Below are 16,567 nucleotides of genomic sequence, written 5' to 3' on the forward strand. Positions count from 1 at the left end.
GTGACAGAAGGGGTCCAGTGTTACCAGAGTGATATGAGTACACGAAGGGCGTGATGTCACCTCTCGGGTGAACCTGGCGGTCCCACACGTCGTGTATTCGACGGACGATCAGAGGGATGGAGTGAAACCGTGAACATGAGCCGAACGTTCGACACGCGCACCGCGCGGATCGCCCTCCTGCTGATCCGTCGCCCGATGATTCGCCGCCGCTATCCGGCAGAGCAGGAACGTCTGGTCACACCACAGGAACTCGCCGCCCTCGGCCGGTAGGCGCGCAAACGTGCCACCATGAAGCCATGACCGATCAGGGCGAACGCGACTTCAACGAACGCAACATCGAGGAGTTCCGCGCCAACGGCGGCAAGGTCGGTGGCCAGTTCGAGGGGTTTCCGCTGTTGCTGCTCACCTCCACCGGCGCCAAGAGCGGGGCGCAGCGGGTCAATCCGGTTGCCTACTTCGACATCGACGGAGCAACCTACATCGTCGGATCGTCAGCAGGCCGGGATCGGGACCCCGCGTGGGCCTTCAATATTCGCGCGCATCCCGACGTCACCGTGGAGATCGGCGCCGACGGCCCCACGGCTGTCACCGCGCGCGAACTGCCGCGCGAGGAACGCGACAGTGTCTACGAGGTGATCAAGCAGCGGGCCCCCGGTTTCGCCGAGTACGAGACGCGTACCGATCGGGTCATCCCGGTCTTCGAACTGATGCGAGCGTAATGCCTCACGCCGTGACCAGTGCCGTCTCGGCCACCTGCTGGGCGTCGTAGGTGTTGATCGCGACGCTGTCGAGAATGGCCTGCAGTTGCTCGGCCTGTGCGCGCGGCGCCAGCTCCGTCGACCGGTAGATACGCCCGGCAGCGCGAGCCTGCGAGCGGACCTGGCCGGTGCGCGTCATCCGCAGATTTTCGTAGCGGCGCAACCGCTCTGGCAATTCGTCGGGTTGTGCGCCACGCAGCAGTACCGCCAAGGTCATGGCGTCTTCGATGGCCTGGTTGGCGCCCTGTCCGAGGTGTGGCGTGACCGCATGGGCACTGTCGCCCAGCAGGGTGATGCGCTCCGAGGACCAGCGGTCGAGGGGCTCGCGGTCGTAGATGCCCCACCGGAAGGTCGAATCCATCGCATCGATGATGGCACTTACCTGGGGATCCCAACCGCGGTACGCAGCAGCGAGTTCGGTGACATCCCCTGGTGCGGTCCAGGATTCGGCGACGTTGAGATTGGTCGGCACGAAGGCCACGATATTGAGCAGCCGGCCCGCCGAGACCGGGTACGCCAGGAAGCTCTGGCGGGGCCCCAGCCACATGGAACTGGCCCGCATGTCGGCGATCCCGTCGACCCGTCCGGCGGGAATCAGCCCGCGGTAGGCCATGATTCCCTCGCTGACCGGTTCGGTCGGCGTGCTCACCTTGCCTTGAAGGCGCGAATGGATGCCGTCGGCACCGATGAGCAGATCGGCGTCGACCGGTGTGCCGTCGGCGAACTCGACGCGCACCCCGTCGGTGTGCTCGGTGGCGCCGACGCAGGCTCGGCCCAGGCGCAGGGCGTCGGAGGGCAGTGCGTCGGCGAGTACCTGCTGGAATTCGCCGCGATGCAGAAACCAGGTCCGGGCCGGATCGCCGAAGGACAGCGTGGACGGTTCGCCGGCGATGGGCTCGGCCTGCCAGGTGCGAAAGCGGTAGTGCGTCACGGGGCCGGCGACCTTCGCCAGTGCGTCGCCCACGCCGAGGTGGTTGAGAACTCGAGATCCGTTGGTCGCGATCGCGACCCCGGCGCCGAGCGCCTTGAGTTCATGCGCCTGTTCGTACACGGTCGCATCGATGCCGTTGGCGCGCAGTGCGATCGCGGCGCTCAGTCCGCCGATGCCTGCGCCGATGACGGCGACTCTCAGGCCGGTCATGATTCTCCTTCGTCCGCAATATGTGTACCGATCGATACAAGATTGACTATAAACGTACCGATCGGTACGGTCAAGGGGTGGCCCGTACCGCAGACCCCGTCAAACGTGAAGAGCTGTTGAAAGCGGTTGTGGCCTATCTCGAACAGCACGGCATCGGCGACATGTCGCTGGCGCCCATGGCGCAGGCGCTGGGCACCAGCAAACGGATGCTGCTGTATTACTTCGGCGACCGCGCCGAGTTGCTCACCCAGGCCCTCGACGCCAGTCGTCCGCAGCTGGGGGAGATGTTCCGTGACGTCGCCACCCCGGAGCGGTTCACCGCCGCGGCACGCACGATGTGGCGTGAACTGACCCGCGGGGGTGAGCGCCGCAATGTCCGGCTGCTCCTACAGGTCCTCAGCCTGGCCGTCACGGATCCCGAGACCTACGGCGAATCGGCCCGTACGGCGGTCGACGTGATGATCGGACCGATCGCCGCGGCGCTGAGCACCATCGGGTATGCCGACGAGGATGCTTGCGCGCGTGCCACTTTGGTGGTCTCAGGGCTGCGCGGGCTGTGCCAGGACGCGCTGGTCACCAAGGACCGCGCACGCGTCGATGCCGCCGCGGAACTCCTGATCGCGGCAGCCGTCGCGCACTAGGCCTTCGAGCGCTCTAGCGCTCGGGCCACCACGCCCTGCGCCGGACGTTGCCGCACCATCTGCGGCCACCAGAACCAGCGACCCATCAGCGCCGCGATGGACGGCGTCATGAACGACCGGATCACCAGGGTGTCGAACAACAGGCCCAACCCGATCGTCGAACCGACCTGCGCCACCACGGTCATCTCACTGACCACCATCGACATCATCGTGAATGCGAACACCAGGCCCGCCGCGGTGACCACCGACCCGCTGCCGCCCATGGCGCGGATGATGCCGGTGTTGATGCCGGCCGGTAACTCCTCCTTGAGCCGCGCGACGAGCAGCAGGTTGTAGTCGGCGCCGACGGCCAGCAGCACGATGACCGCCATCGCCATCACCATGAAGTGCAGTTCGATCCCGATCAGGTGCTGCCACACCAGCACGGACAACCCGAACGACGTGCCCAGCGAGACCAGCACCGTTCCCACGATCACGGCCGCGGCCACCAGGCTGCGGGTGATGAGCAGCATGATGATGAAGATCAGCGACAGCGCCGAGATGCCTGCGATGATCAGGTCGTAGTTGTTGCCTTCCTGCATGTCCTTGAAGGTCGCGGCGGTGCCGCCCAGGTAGATCTTGGACCCCTCGAACGGGGTGTTCTTCATGGCTTCCCTGGCCGCCAGCTTGATCCCGTCGATCAGCTTGATGCCGTCGGCCGTCAGCGGATCGCCCTCGTGGGAGATCATGAACCGCACGGCTTTTCCGTCGGGCGAGATGAAGCTCTTCATGCCGCGCTTGAAGTCGCTGTTGTTGAACGTCTCCGGTGGCAGGTAGAAGGTGTCGTCGTTCTTGGAATCGTTGAACGCATCACCCATGGCGGATTGGCCGTCCTGCATGGCCGCCATCTGATCCTGCAGACCCTTCTGGGTCTGGTACATCGTGAGCATCATCGTCTTGGTGTGCTTCATGGTCTCGATCTGCGGCTGCATCATCGCCGCCATCTGCGGCATGAGCGCGTCGAGCCTGTCCATGTCGGGCAGCAACTCCTGAATCGCCGCCGTCATCGTGTCGACGCCGTCGAGCCCGTCGAACACCGACCGCATCGACCAGCACATCGGGATGTCGTAGCAGTGCGGTTCCCAGTACAGGTAGTTGCGCACCGGTCGCAGGAAGTCGTCGAAATCGGAGATGCTGTCCCGCAATTCGGCGACGTCGGTGACCATGTCGTGGGTCTTGCCGACCATGCTGTGGGTCGTCGCGCTCATCTCCTCCATGAGCGTGATCATCCGATCCATGATGTCGATGGTCGTCTGCATGTCGTCGGCCTGCAGCAGCATGTCGTCGGCGCGGTCGGTCAGATATTTGCGGTTCATGGTCTGCATGACCCCGCCCATGCTCATCTGGGCCGGAATCGTGCTGAACTTCAGCGGTTTGCCGTCCGGGCGCGTGATGGCCTGCACGCTGCCGATGCCGGGCACCTGGAAGATGGCCTTGGCGATCTTGTCGATCACCAGGAAGTCGGCCGAGTTGCGTACGTCATGGTCGGTTTCGATGAGCAGCAACTCGGGGTTCATCTTGGCCGGCGAGAAGTGCCGTTCGGCCGCGGCGTATCCCGCGTTGGCGGGCAGATCGGCGGGCAGGTAGTTGCGGTCGTTGTAGTTGGTCCGGTAGCCGGGCAGCGTCAGCAGCCCGACCAGCGACAGCAGGATGGTGCCGAGCAGCACCGGTCCCGGCCAGCGCACGACGAAAGCGCCCAGGCGGCGCCAACCCCGGATCCGCATGGCGCGCCGGGGCTCGAGTGTGCGGCCGAACCGGCTCGTGACGGTGACCAGCGCAGGCCCAAGTGTGAGCGCGGCGACCACCGCGACCACCATGCCGACTGCCATCGGGATACCCAGCGACTGGAAATACGGCAAGCGGGTGAAATGCAGACAGAACGTCGCGCCCGCGATCGTCATACCCGAGCCAAGCACCACGTGCGCGGTGCCGTGGAACATCGTGTAGTAGGCCTGTTCTCGGTCCTCGCCGTTGCCGCGGGCCTCCTGATAGCGGCCGATGAGAAAGATCGCGTAGTCCGTGGCGGCGGCGATCGCCAGGGTCACCAAAAGCTGGGTGGCGAACGGCGTCAGCCCGATCAGATTGTGGTAGCCGAGGAACGCGACCACGCCGCGCGCCGCCGACAACTCCAGGACCACCATGACCAGCACGATGATCACGGTGATCACCGACCGGTAGACCAGGAGCAGCATCGTGATGATCACCGCGAAGGTGACCATCTCGATCATCTGGACGCTGCGATCGGCGGAGATCTGCTGATCGGCGGCCAGGGCCGTCGGCCCGGTCACGAACACCTGCACCCCAGGAGGTGGGGACAGCCCTTTGACCAACTTCTGGACCGACTCCACCGACTCGTTGGCCAGCGTCTCACCCATGTTGCCGACGAGATAGACCTGTACGTAGGCGGCCCTGAGATCGTTGCTCTGGGCCCCGGCCTTGGTCAGCGGGTCGCCCCAGAAATCCTGGACGTGTTCGACATGCTTGGTGTCGGCCTTCAGCTTGGCGACCATGTCGTTGTAGAAGTAGTGCGCGTCGTCGCCGAGCGGCTTGTCGCCTTCGAGCACGATCATCGCGGAGCTGTCGGAGTGGAACTCGTCGAACACCACCCCGACGCGTTTCATCGCGATCACCGACGGAGCCTCGTCCGGACTCATCGACACCGAGCGCATCTGGGCGACGGCCTCGAGCTGCGGCACGGTCATGTTGAGCACCACGACCAGGCCGATCCACCCGAGGATGATCGGGATGGCGAGTCGGCGAATCCAACGCGCGATCCCAGTGTGGGTCGTCGTGGATTTGCTGGGCTCGGCCATCGGGAGAAACCTTGGTATCGGATGCGGGCAGGGCTGCGCCGACCCTATCCGGTTGAGCGGTCGTTTAGTGAGCCCCCTACGAGTAGGAGATCGCGCCGAGTGCCCGTGCGGCGCTGCGCAGCGCCGCGTGGATCCCGCCGTAGGCGGCCACCGGCGGCAACAGCCGCTTGTCGATCTTGGTCGCCGAGCTGTAGTTCACGTCGACGACATTGGCGATCGGCGCGAGCGCGATCTGCGTCAGAAGCTGGTAGGCGTCGAGCCGGTCGAGCCCGTAGAGCTCTCCGAGCCACGTGATCATCTCCACCTGGCCGGCCCGCCATGCCTCTTCCAGTGGGCGCCCGGAACCGATCGCCAGCAGATGGGTGTCGGTCTCCAGCCGCGGCCACGCCGGGCCGCCGCCACCTTTGATGAGGTCGACGATGGCCGTGATGTTCATGGCGCCCTCGACGGCGGTGCCGCATGCTTCGCCTTCGCCCTGGCGGTAGTGCCCGTCACCGAGAGAGAACAGCGCGCCTTCGACGTTGACCCTTAGATAACAGGTGGCGCCCGCGGTCATGTCCGGCGAGTCCATGTTGCCGCCGAACGCGTCGGGCACCAGCGAACTGCGGACCTCCCGGCGCGCGGGGGCAACCCCGACGGTGCCCAGCATCGGATTGGCCGGCAACGTCACCTCGAAATCGCTGCCCCGCGCCGAGAAGCCGACTGTCCGTGCGGCCGAGTCGTATTCGTAGATCCAGGTGCGCTCCGGCAGCGGGTCCTGCAGGGTGGGGCTGACCGGGATGCTGGTCAGCCCGCCGAAGAACGGGATCAGCGTCGACGCACCCCAGCTGCGGGCCGGGGTGAGATCGACCAGATGGACCGCGAGGGTGTCACCGGGCTCGGCGCCCTCGATCCAGAACGGACCGGTCTGCGGATTGAGGTCCTCGGTGTCCAGCGCGACGGTGGCCACCGAGTCGAGGCTCGTGATGCGTCCGCCGAAGGCGTCCTCGGCCCACAGCGTCAACACGGTCCCTGGCTTGATCCGCATGACGGGTTCGGCGCCGCCGAAGGTGTAGTTCATCTGCTCGACGGTCGGCACGAACGTGATGTGGTCCATGACGGCCATCTTGGCGGATAAGTGGACACCCGGCACCTGAGTTTGAGCGCACTGCTGACATGTTGCGGCAATGGCGCTGGGCGACAACGTCGCCGGGACCCACGCACCAAATCAGTTCCAGATGGAAATTTTTTTGTCAAAGTCTCGCCCGCACAGTGCCATCCGTGGGTAGGGTGGCTCATGACTCGATCGCAGTTCCGGAGATGGTGAGGAAAGCCGTTGGTTCTGTACGTGTTTCGATGCGACTCCGGTTGCGGTACCACCGAACGACGGTTTGCGATGAACGCGCGTCCCGACGTCATCGACTGCCCGAGCTGCAGCGGTGCGGCCCGCCGGATGATGTCGTCACCCAACCTCGGCCGTGCCGACAAGTCTGCGATGGCGTTGCAGGACGCGACGCGCGCCACCGCCGATCACCCTGCCGTCGTCAGCTCGCCCTCACCGTCGCTTCGGCGGCAGAAGGTCTCGCGCAACCCGCTTCACCAAAAATTGCCCCGCCCCTGAAGGAGGATCAATGCCCGAAGTTGTGTTCCCGCTCGATTCGACCAAGAAGTTCACCGATCAGGAGAAGCTGGGGCACAACCGGTGGCACCCGGACATTCCGGCCGCAGTCACGGTCAAGAAGGGTGACTCGTTCCGCGTGCACTGTCGTGAGTGGTTCGACGGCGCGATCGTCAACGACGACTCCGCCGACGACATCCTCAACGCGCCGTTGACGACGGTGCACGTGCTGTCCGGCCCGATCGCGGTCGAAGGAGCCAAGCCGGGTGACCTGCTGATCGTCGACATCCTCGACGTGGGACCCATCCCGCAGGAGGATTCCGGCCCGCTGGCAGGCCAGGGGTGGGGCTACACCGGGATCTTCCCCAAGCTCAACGGTGGCGGTTTTCTCACCGACCAGTTCCCCGACGCCTACAAGGCCATCTGGGATTTCTCCGGGCAGAAGGCCACCTCGCGCCACGTGCCCCACGTCGAGTTCACCGGCATCGTGCACCCCGGGCTGATGGGTACCGCGCCGTCGACCGGCCTGCTGGCGAAGTGGAACACCCGCGAGGCCGCGCTGATCGCCACCGACCCCGACCGGGTCCCGCCGCTGGCGCTGCCGCCCGAGCCGCGGGACGCGATCCTCGGCGGTCTCACCGGCGACGCCTTTAGCAAGGCCGCCGCCGAGGCCGCCCGCACCGCCCCGCCGCGGGAGAACGGCGGCAACCAGGACATCAAGAACCTCACCAAGGGCAGCCGGGTCTTCTATCCCGTATACGTCGACGGAGCCAACCTGTCGGTCGGCGATCTGCACTTCTCCCAGGGCGACGGCGAGATCACCTTCTGCGGCGCCATCGAGATGGGCGGCTTCATCGACCTGCGGGTCGACGTGATCCCCGGCGGCATGGAGACCTACGGCGTGGGAGAGAACGCCATATTCATGCCCGGCAACACCGATCCGCAGTACTCCGAGTGGCTGGCGTTCTCCGGCACCTCGGTCACCCTCGACGGAGAGCAGCGCTACCTGGATTCGCACCTGTCCTATCAGCGCGCCTGCTTGCACGCCATCGACTATCTGTCGAAGTTCGGCTACAGCCCTGAGCAGGCCTATCTGTTGCTGGGTGCCGCACCGATCGAGGGTCGGCTCTCGGGCGTGGTGGACATCCCGAATGCCTGTGCGACGGTATATATCCCGACGGCCATCTTCGACTTCCCGGTGACGCCGTCGGCATCCGGGCCCGTCACGATCGACCCGGGCATCGGGGCGCCGCACTCGTCGTTCAACTGACGACCTCCGGCTATCCTCGTTCCCGAGACCACCGCGTCCCGCCCGGGCTCGGTGAAACCGCGTCGCGCGACCGCTCCGCCTGGATGCCGCGACGCCTGGTGCACCGGCGCGACCTGACCGGTCGTGTGCCTGGATGGTGGTCACAGACCGTGTCCAGGCGGCCGAAAGGATCGTGGAATGGCATCCCCCCACGACGCCCCGCGCGTCGGCACCCGGTTCGGGCCGTATGAACTGAGGTCGCTGATAGGCGTCGGGGGGATGGGGGAGGTCTACCGCGCCTACGACACGGTCAAGGACCGGATGGTCGCCGTGAAACTGCTTCGCACCGAGGTGGCCGCCGACCGGAGTTATCAGGCGCGGTTCCGACGCGAGTCGCGCGCGGCCGCGCGGCTGCAGGAACCCCACGTGATCCCCGTGCACGACTTCGGTGACATCGACGGTGTCCTCTTCATCGACATGCGGCTGGTGGAGGGTGCCAGCGTCAAGGAAGTGCTGAGGAACAACGGTCCGCTCGATCCCGCGCGGACCGTGTCGATCGTCACACAGGTGGCGTCGGCCCTGGACGCCGCGCACACCGACGGTCTGGTGCACCGCGACATCAAACCCGAGAACGTCCTTCTCACCGGCGACGATTTCGCGTACCTGGTGGACTTCGGCATCGCCCACATCGGCGGTGAGGCGACCGTGACGATGACGGGCGTGCTGATCGGGTCCAGTGCCTACATGGCGCCGGAGCGGTTCTCGGGCGCCACCGTCGGGCCACCTGCCGACATCTACGCGCTGACCTGCCTGCTCTTTGAATGCCTGATCGGTCGCCCGCCGTTCGAGACCGGTGATCTCCGCCAGCTCATGAGCGCCCACATGTTCTCCGCTCCGCCGCGGCCGAGCATCATGCGCCGCGGCATACCGCGGGCATTCGACGACGTCATCGCCCGCGGCATGGCCAAGGATCCGACCCACCGGTACGCATCGGCCGGAGAGCTGGCCAGAGCAGCCCGCGATGCGCTGTCGGGGACGCCGGCCGTCGCTCCGCCACCGCCGCCGGTTCCGGAACCGATAGTCGCTCCCCGCCCCACCCCGCCGCCGAGCACGCGCGAGTTCTCGTCGGTCTACCCGACGCCCACCGCGAGCGGTGAGGCGCCGTATCCGCCGCCACCCCCGGTACACGCGCCTGCCGCCCCGGTCCGGCGGCGGCGCTGGACACCCGGGCAGGTGCGGTTGGTGATCGCGACGGTGCTGCTGCTCGGTGTTGCCGGGATCCTGGCGGCGATCTTGGCGCTCAGCGGAAACGACCGCGGTTCGACGACGCCCAAGACGCCCTTGGCGGTGCCGCCCTCGGCGACGAGTACGACTGCACCCGGCGACTCGACGAGCGAGTCGACGACGGACTCGACCACCACGACAACGACGACGACATCCACATCGCGAGCGGCGGCCGCGCCTGTCTCCGGTGCCGACGCCCAGGGCTTCGTCGGCCACACCGCCCGCTGCGACTCGGGCAGCACGGCGGCGGCGATGATCAAGACGGCATCGTCCATCGCGGTGATCTGCCAGAGCGGGCCGGACACCTACTACTACCGCGGCGAACGGCTCAGCGACGGTGCCCATCTGGAGATCGCGCAGGCTCAACGTTCCGGCGACGGGTTCAACGCCACCAACCCCGCCGACGGCGCCCAGTACGAGATCCGCCCCGACAGCCTCACCATCATCAGCAACGGCCACGTCGATTCCGAGGAGGCGGCGCAGCAGTACTCGGCGGGTTAGCCGCCGCGGGCCTCACGCAGGCGCGTAGATCTGCACCGGAGTGGTCTTGCCCTTGAGTGTCAGACCCGGACGTTCGGCGAACGCGACACGGTGGTCGGTCAGGAGCTCCAGGGTGTCGGCCGTGAGCAGGACAGCGTCGCCGGTTTGCCGGGTGGCTGCCTCCACCCGGGCCGCCACGTTGACCGTGTCGCCGATGACCGAGAACTCGAAACGTCCGGCGCCGCCGACATTTCCGGCCACCACCGGACCCGAGTTGAGCCCGACGCCCACCGACAGCCTGCCGCCGAACTCGACATGCACGGCGTCGGCGATCTGCAGGGCGGCCGCGAGCGCCTCGTCGGCGTGCCGAGCCCGGTGCCGGGGCGCGCCGAACACCGCCATCAGACCGTCACCGGCGTACTTGTCGACGTGCCCGTGGTGTTGATGCACGAGCGGGACGATCCGCTCGAACAGGCGGTTGAGCGTGGCGACCACGTCGGCGGGCGGCAGCTGCTCGGCGAATGTGGTGAAACCGCGGACGTCGACGAACATCAGGGTGACGTCGACCTCCTGGCCCTGCAGCGGGCCGCCCGCGCACAGGATGTGTTCGGCCACATCCCGATCCACATACGTGCCGAACGCGGCCCGAATGCGTTCGCGTTCAGCCAAACCCGCTGCCATGGTGTTGAAACCGGCTTGCAGTCGGCCGATTTCGCTCGCGTCGTCGACCTCCACGCGAGCGTCGAAGTCCCCGTTCTGGACTCGCGCCAACGCGTGGCGCAGCGCACGCACCCGTTCGGCCACCGAACGCACCGCCACCAGAATCGCGAAGAGCCCCACCACGAATGCCACCGCGACGAGCACCAGGATGGCCGCGATGGTGCGCTGCGTGCGGTAGTCGGTGTCGGCGAGATACCCGAGCGCCAACATCGCCACGCCGAGCAGCGGCACACCCGTGGCCAGGGTCCAGGCCATGGTGAGCCTGCGCTGGATGGTCGGTCCGACGCGGCGTTCGGGCCCACCGCCGCTCAGCGCGCGGGCCGAGACTGGCCGCATGACGCGTTCGGAGATCAGGTACCACACTGCGCTGGTGGACATTCCGCCCAAAGTCACCACGCAGAAGATGTAGAGGGCCGTCGACACTGCGTCGGGAACGGCCAGTGAACCGAAGACCACCGCTCCGACACCCCACACGATGACCGACATCCGCACCGCCTCGCCGGGTGCACCCAGGGTCATCCGCTGTTCGGCGGCGGTCGGGAGTCGGTTTTCCCGCAGCCATGCGGTGCTTGCGGCGAACCGCTGCCGCCGCACCCGCAACATCACCGGGATCGCGACGACGAGGAACACGACGAGCGCGGTGCCGCCGCGAATGAGCAACCGTTCGGTGGCCACCGGACTCAGCACGATCGGGGCGGCGAACGCCAGGAATGCCCCGACGGTCACGCCACCGGCGATGCTGACGGCGGCCGCGCCCCACACCCATCGTCTGAACGTGGTGCAGCGGAGGGCCTCACCGGCGTCCGCAGCGATCACGTCCATACCGAAAGCCTGCTGACACCGCCGGGGGCCGACTAGCGTAGTGCGCTACTCGATCGCTGCAAAGCCCCGATTCGGGCTGGTGTCGGCCGTTCGGACGATTTCGCGGAAATTTTGCTTCTAACCGGGTTATCCCGGCTGACCGGGCATGCTAGCTTTTGCCAAGTTTGAGGTTTCGTGCGCATCTGCGGGGCGGTGTCGTACGCGTGACGAGGGGCGGAGGGCCTTCATGTCCGGTAGGCATCGCAAGCTGTCGCGTGCGCGATCCGCGAGCAGGCGCTGGGCACCCGGGCTGACCGCGGCCGCGGTCAGCGTCACGGGGCTGTCGACCGCGGTGGTGACGGGAACGACGACGACGTTCGCGGCGCCCGCCGTGGCCCTGGCGGCGGCGATCACCCCGGCGAACTCGACGGCGCAGATCTTCGCCGGATCCACCTATTACGGCACGGACTACGCGAAGTCCAATCCGCCGCAGCAGGTGGTCCCGTTTTTCCTAGGGCCGCAAGGCGTTGTCGACGCGATCGACCAGAACAGCGCCGATGAGAACCTGGTGGTGGTGTCGTCGGGCTGGGGTGCCGGGCAGACCGGCCTCGCGCTGGCCCAGATGGAAGCGAACCATGACCCGGCGCTGAACAACGTCAAACTGGTCATCCTGGACAACAACACCAACCGTGCCGGTGGCGGATTCTGGACCACCTATTGGATGTTCGCGCCGTTATTGGCGACCTCAGCGGCGCCGGAACCCAGCGATCTGTCCATCCCGGTGATCGACACCGCCTACGAGTACAACATCAATTCCGATGCCCCGACCTACCCGCTGAACCTTGTCGCCGACGCGAATTCGTTGGCGGCCTACGCCTACGGATATGGCGCGCAGTCGAGTGCGAAGCTGCCGGATGATCCGGCCAACTTGAAACCTGGCTATCACTACATCGTGAATCCGGACGGCACGTATACCGAGATTCCGCTGTCCGATACCAACGTCACCTACGTGACCTTCACGACCGACCGGCTTCCACTGGTGCGGCCGCTGCTGCTGGTGCCGGGCGGCAACATCGTGGCCGACGCCGTCGAACCGGCACTCACCGACATCGTCAACGCGGGCTACCAGGACAACCAGCCCATCCCGACCGATCCCACCAAGACCCGCCCCGTCGGCCTGTTGCCGCCGGCATCCGACCTGACCGCGACCCTCGGCGCGCTGCCCGGCGATGTGCAGGCCGGGGTGACGAAGGCCGCGGCCACCGCCGGCCAGGACATCTCCACACCGACCACCCTGGTGACCGGGCCGCTCGACGAGGCTGGCAGCACCGCCAAGATCGTCACAGGCAACCTGCCCACATCGTCGTTGTCGTCGACCGCCGTGCCCGGATTGTCCGGTCCGTCCCCGTTGACCTCGGGCAACAAGGTGGTGCCCAATCCGGTGAAGTCGCTGAAGTCGACCGCTGGGTCCAACCCCGTGCAGAAGGTGGCGGGCAGCCTCAATTCGACGGTGAGTGGTGTGACCAAGGGTGTGCAGGACGCTGTGAAGAAGGTCGTGTCCGGCGCCAAACCGTGACCGTGACCGGCTGAGCAGCAACGGCGACATCGGTTGCCGCCCTATACTTTGTCCACGCATTTGCGGGGACAGGAGCCCTCATGGCCGGACACCACGAGCGCGCGGCGAACGCACCTGAGTTGCAGCTGCCGGCGGACTCGACTCGGCGCCCGGCTTTTTACGGCCTCGTCCTGCAGTGGGCACTCCGGCTGGTGCTGGTGGGCTACATCGCCATCACCCTGTTGCTGCAGCCGCCCGACCGCGACTTGTGGTTCTGCATTCTGACGCTGGCCGGCTACCTGGCCGCGTTCGGGGCGTGGACGTGGTGGGTGGTGCGGACGGGGCCCGCGTCGAAGGACATCACCAGTCGGCGGCCCGCACTGTGCATGCTCGCCGCCGACGTCGCGTTGGTGTCGCTGCTGTCGGTGCTCACGGGCCTGCACTCACCGGACAACTGGACGTCGGATGTGTTGCGCACCGGGCTGTTTCTGATTCCGGTGATCGCGGCGGCCCAGCTCGATCCGTTCCTCAGCGGCGTCACGGCGATCCCGACCGTCACGGCGTACATCGTGGTCAGCTGGATCGGGCAGAACGGCAACGAAGAGCCGTGGTCGTCGATTCTGTTGAACGCCACGGTGTTGTCCGGGCTGGCCGCAGGTTCGGTCGCACTGTCGCGGATCCAGCGGTCAAAGGTCGAGACGATCGAGGAACTGGCCAGGCAGCGAACGCAATTGCTGGAGGATGTACTGGGTTTGGAGAAGCGCGAACGACAAGCGCTTTCGGAACGGCTGCATGACGGACCGTTGCAGTACGTCCTCGTTGCGCGAGGCGATCTCGAAGATGTTCGGGCCGGCTCGGCCCCGGCGCTGGACCTGGTGGAAACCGCGCTCAAGGAATGTTCGGCGTTGCTGCGCGACGCGGTGCGCGAGTTGCATCCCGAGATCCTCAACCGGGCCGGCCTCAAGGCCGCGATCGAGGCGCTTGCCGACAGTATCGCTGCCCGGGACGATCTCGCGGTCGATCTGGATTCCTCGACCTGGCCCGCAGACTTCCGTACCGATGCCGACCATCTGCTCTACAGCGCGGCGCGTGAATTCACCACGAACGTCATCAAACATGCCCACGCCAACACGCTGCGCATCGAGCTGCGCCGCGAGGACGGGGAGGCGCGGCTGCGGATCATCGACGACGGTGTCGGCATCTCCGATGCGCGGCTGGCGAAGAGCATTGCCGAAGGCCACATCGGCATGGCCTCGATCCGCACCAAGGTCCTCGCCTCGTGCGGGCAGTTCGATGCGCACGCGACAAACGCGGGCACCGAGGTTGCGATCGTGGTACCGCTTCCGCGCGACTGAGCGTGTCGGCGGGTCCAGCGCCCCGTCGGCCAATTGTCAAACGGGATCTCCTGGGCCACAGGTGATTTCATCTGTGGTCGACGCGAAGTTTCGATCGGCGGCTGGTGAGGTATTCCACGGGCTGGGTCGTCGGCCACGCGGGCCGACGCCACGGAAGAGGAGAACGCACCGTGAGCGGTATCGACAAGGCGAAGAACAAGGGGCAGGAGCTGGGCGGTAAGGCCAAGGAAGCGGTCGGCAAGGTCACCGGCGACAAGGACACCGAGAACGAAGGCAAGGGCGACCAGGCGAAGTCCAACCTGAAGGACGCCGGCGAGAAGATCAAGGACGCGTTCAAGGATTAGGTGTTCTGTTGACCTGATCGGCGACCCAGGAGTCCACCCGGGTCCACGTCTCGTCAAGCCAGGCGCCGACATCCTGCGGCTGCGGACGTTGATCTGCCGGAAACAACTCGGTGTGGACCAGGAGTTGCCGGTTGATCGGCAGCTGCCACCAGGGGCGCGCCCGCCCGTCGGGGCAAAAGCCAGTGTGGGTCAGCACAAGGACGCTCGCGTTCGGTGCTCCGGACAACGCCGCTGCCGCCCCGCCGGCACGGGGTGGCAGCGTGTGGGATTGGCGGAATGCCCGTGCGGCCGCGCGGATCTGGCCGGTTGTGCGGAGTTCGGTGATCGTCGCGCGCCACCGCGACACACTGAAGTTCGCGCCTTCGGGGAACAGCAGGAGGGCCTGCCCGCCGGACAGCGATGCTGCCAGATCGCGGATCTGTTGACGTGCACGGTCGCCGTCCAGGAAGCACACACACCCCAGCTGGCCCGCGACGTCGAAAACCGGTTCCAGCCGCAGAGCTGCCCTGGCCACGACTCGCACCTGTAAGCGGTACTGGGTCATCAGCAGCCAGGCGATCAGAATGCTGTCTCCGGGGCCGCAGTGCCGCGACAGCACGACGACGGGTGCGTCGTCGGGAATCTCGGCGGGGGCGACCGACGCCGGGCCGAGCGCGACCTCGACATCGAGGAGCAGGCGAACGGCTTGGTACGCCATGCCGCTGAAGTCGCGCATCAACCGATCGCAGTCGCGATCACCACCCAGCAGCCTGGCTAGGATACGCAATTCGATCAGCGCGTACGCCATCGCCAAAGCCACGGAGCGCACCGGCCGGCTCGACCGAGCAATCCCGCTGGCCATACCGGCGATGACCAAATAGATTGGTGCCGTGAGCAATACGAGAAGCATGAGGGCCACGATGACCGGCATGGTCACTGCCCGACGCACGGCCGTCATGTCAGCGCCTCGAGGTATTCGCAGGTGGCGGTGTACGCCAGCTCAGCCCGTCGCGCGATGCGCCGGGTGTCGCGGTAGCGCAGATTCGACCACGTGGGGGCCAGCCGCTGGGGCAGACCGGACGGCAGCACATGCACGGTGACGTCGGATCCCACGTGCTCCAGATCGCGCAGGAAGCGGTGTCGGCGCGAGATCTCGAAGGCCACGAAACCGACCTCCCACAGGAACTGCGGTGGGGTGAGTTCCTCCTCGAGTCGGCCGACATGCAGCACCCACACGGTGTCGGCACCGAGGGTCACCGCACGATTGAGAGGGATGCTGTTCACCAGGCCACCGTCATAGAAGTGTTCGTCGCCGATGTGCACCGGGGGAAACACCCCCGGCAGTGCGCACGAGGCCAGTACCGGCTCGATCAGGTCGCCGCTGTTGAACCAGTGCTCACGGCTGCGTTCGATGCTCGCGGCGACGCATTCGAAGGGTACGGCGAGATCTTCGAAGGTCTTGGCGGGTAAGTGTTCGCGTAACAACTCGCGGAGTCGACGGTTGTCGTGCAACGCCGTCTTGCTGCGAACGACTTCGGCGACCTGTCGCAGTGGAGAGCCGTCGAAGATTTCGTCACCGGCGAGCGCGTCCCAAATCGTCAGGAGGCGCTCTGCACCTGCCAGAGAGGGCTCCAGCGCGATCGCTGCGCCATTGATCGCGCCGACCGATGTTCCGCACACCAGATCGGGACGGATTCCTGCCTCAAGGAGGGCGCGTGCCATGCCGACCTCAGCCGCGCCCAGCAACCCGCCGCCGCCCAGTACGAACGCATCGCAGCCCACGTCACAGCTATACCCACAGTGGTCGCGCT

Annotated in this window: 15 protein-coding genes; 9 read left to right on the top strand and 6 right to left on the bottom strand. The window is 66.5% G+C overall.

Annotated elements, in window-relative coordinates:
* The first annotated feature begins 129 nt into the window (after window positions 1-129).
* Together BTO20_RS39285 and BTO20_RS12895 are read left to right on the top strand one after the other, a co-directional pair.
* Window positions 130-270, top strand: coding sequence for a hypothetical protein (locus BTO20_RS39285; protein ID WP_157680210.1), 141 nt, complete (start codon window positions 130-132; stop codon window positions 268-270).
* 26 nt (window positions 271-296) lie between these two features.
* Window positions 297-719 carry a nitroreductase/quinone reductase family protein gene (locus BTO20_RS12895; protein ID WP_087076391.1) on the top strand — a complete coding sequence of 141 codons (423 nt, stop codon included), beginning with the start codon at window positions 297-299 and terminating at the stop codon, window positions 717-719.
* 4 nt (window positions 720-723) lie between these two features.
* Here BTO20_RS12895 and BTO20_RS12900 read toward each other — a convergent pair whose 3' ends face one another.
* A complete protein-coding gene (locus BTO20_RS12900; RefSeq protein ID WP_087076393.1) occupies window positions 724-1,899 on the bottom strand; it encodes an FAD-dependent monooxygenase in 1,176 nt (391 codons plus the stop codon).
* Between the two features lie 77 nt (window positions 1,900-1,976).
* Here BTO20_RS12900 and BTO20_RS12905 point away from each other — a divergent pair, with 77 nt between their 5' ends.
* A complete protein-coding gene (locus tag BTO20_RS12905; RefSeq protein ID WP_087076395.1) occupies window positions 1,977-2,540 on the top strand; it encodes a TetR family transcriptional regulator in 564 nt (187 codons plus the stop codon).
* Here BTO20_RS12905 and BTO20_RS12910 read toward each other — a convergent pair.
* Both BTO20_RS12910 and BTO20_RS12915 read right to left on the bottom strand, forming a co-directional pair.
* Window positions 2,537-5,392, bottom strand: coding sequence for an MMPL/RND family transporter (locus BTO20_RS12910; RefSeq protein WP_087076397.1), 2,856 nt, complete (start codon window positions 5,390-5,392; stop codon window positions 2,537-2,539). The two genes, BTO20_RS12905 and BTO20_RS12910, sit on opposite strands and share 4 nt — an antisense overlap.
* 76 nt (window positions 5,393-5,468) lie before the next feature.
* On the bottom strand, window positions 5,469-6,488 hold the full coding sequence (locus BTO20_RS12915; RefSeq protein ID WP_087076399.1) for an acetamidase/formamidase family protein: 1,020 nt from the start codon (window positions 6,486-6,488) through the stop codon (window positions 5,469-5,471).
* A gap of 279 nt (window positions 6,489-6,767) precedes the next feature.
* Here BTO20_RS12915 and BTO20_RS39290 point away from each other — a divergent pair, with 279 nt between their 5' ends.
* The 3 genes from BTO20_RS39290 (at window position 6,768) to BTO20_RS12930 (ending at window position 10,023) form a co-directional block, all read left to right on the top strand.
* Complete coding sequence (locus BTO20_RS39290) at window positions 6,768-6,992, top strand: zinc ribbon domain-containing protein (protein ID WP_157680211.1); 225 nt, start codon at window positions 6,768-6,770, stop codon at window positions 6,990-6,992.
* A 10-nt stretch (window positions 6,993-7,002) separates the two neighbouring features.
* Window positions 7,003-8,259, top strand: a complete 1,257-nt coding sequence (gene fmdA / locus BTO20_RS12925) for a formamidase (protein ID WP_087076401.1) — start codon at window positions 7,003-7,005, stop codon at window positions 8,257-8,259.
* 177 nt (window positions 8,260-8,436) lie between these two features.
* Window positions 8,437-10,023, top strand: coding sequence for a serine/threonine-protein kinase (locus BTO20_RS12930; protein WP_087076403.1), 1,587 nt, complete (start codon window positions 8,437-8,439; stop codon window positions 10,021-10,023).
* A 12-nt stretch (window positions 10,024-10,035) separates the two neighbouring features.
* On the opposite strand, the gene BTO20_RS12935 is transcribed toward BTO20_RS12930, so the two are convergent.
* Window positions 10,036-11,544 (bottom strand): adenylate/guanylate cyclase domain-containing protein, encoded by a 1,509-nt coding sequence (locus tag BTO20_RS12935; RefSeq protein WP_087076405.1) that lies wholly within the window; start codon window positions 11,542-11,544, stop codon window positions 10,036-10,038.
* Window positions 11,545-11,770: 226 nt separating this feature from the next.
* On the opposite strand from BTO20_RS12935, the gene BTO20_RS12940 reads away from it, so the two are divergent.
* The 3 genes from BTO20_RS12940 to BTO20_RS12950 all read left to right on the top strand — a co-directional run bounded on the left by BTO20_RS12940 (window position 11,771) and on the right by BTO20_RS12950 (window position 14,777).
* Window positions 11,771-13,099, top strand: a complete 1,329-nt coding sequence (locus BTO20_RS12940) for a PE-PPE domain-containing protein (protein WP_087076407.1) — start codon at window positions 11,771-11,773, stop codon at window positions 13,097-13,099.
* An 80-nt stretch (window positions 13,100-13,179) separates the two neighbouring features.
* Complete coding sequence (locus BTO20_RS12945) at window positions 13,180-14,433, top strand: sensor histidine kinase (protein WP_087076409.1); 1,254 nt, start codon at window positions 13,180-13,182, stop codon at window positions 14,431-14,433.
* Between the two features lie 170 nt (window positions 14,434-14,603).
* Window positions 14,604-14,777, top strand: coding sequence for a CsbD family protein (locus BTO20_RS12950; RefSeq protein WP_087076411.1), 174 nt, complete (start codon window positions 14,604-14,606; stop codon window positions 14,775-14,777).
* Here the strand turns inward: BTO20_RS12950 and BTO20_RS12955 are convergent.
* On the bottom strand, window positions 14,767-15,714 hold the full coding sequence (locus tag BTO20_RS12955; protein ID WP_087076413.1) for a 1-acyl-sn-glycerol-3-phosphate acyltransferase: 948 nt from the start codon (window positions 15,712-15,714) through the stop codon (window positions 14,767-14,769). The genes BTO20_RS12950 and BTO20_RS12955 overlap by 11 nt on opposite strands.
* Window positions 15,711-16,538, bottom strand: coding sequence for a patatin-like phospholipase family protein (locus tag BTO20_RS12960; protein ID WP_087076415.1), 828 nt, complete (start codon window positions 16,536-16,538; stop codon window positions 15,711-15,713). Before BTO20_RS12960 ends, BTO20_RS12955 begins: the two co-directional genes overlap by 4 nt.
* Window positions 16,539-16,567 lie beyond the last annotated feature (29 nt).

The sequence above is a fragment of the Mycobacterium dioxanotrophicus genome (assembly GCF_002157835.1).
In the GTDB taxonomy this organism is placed as follows: Bacteria; Actinomycetota; Actinomycetes; order Mycobacteriales; family Mycobacteriaceae; genus Mycobacterium; species Mycobacterium dioxanotrophicus.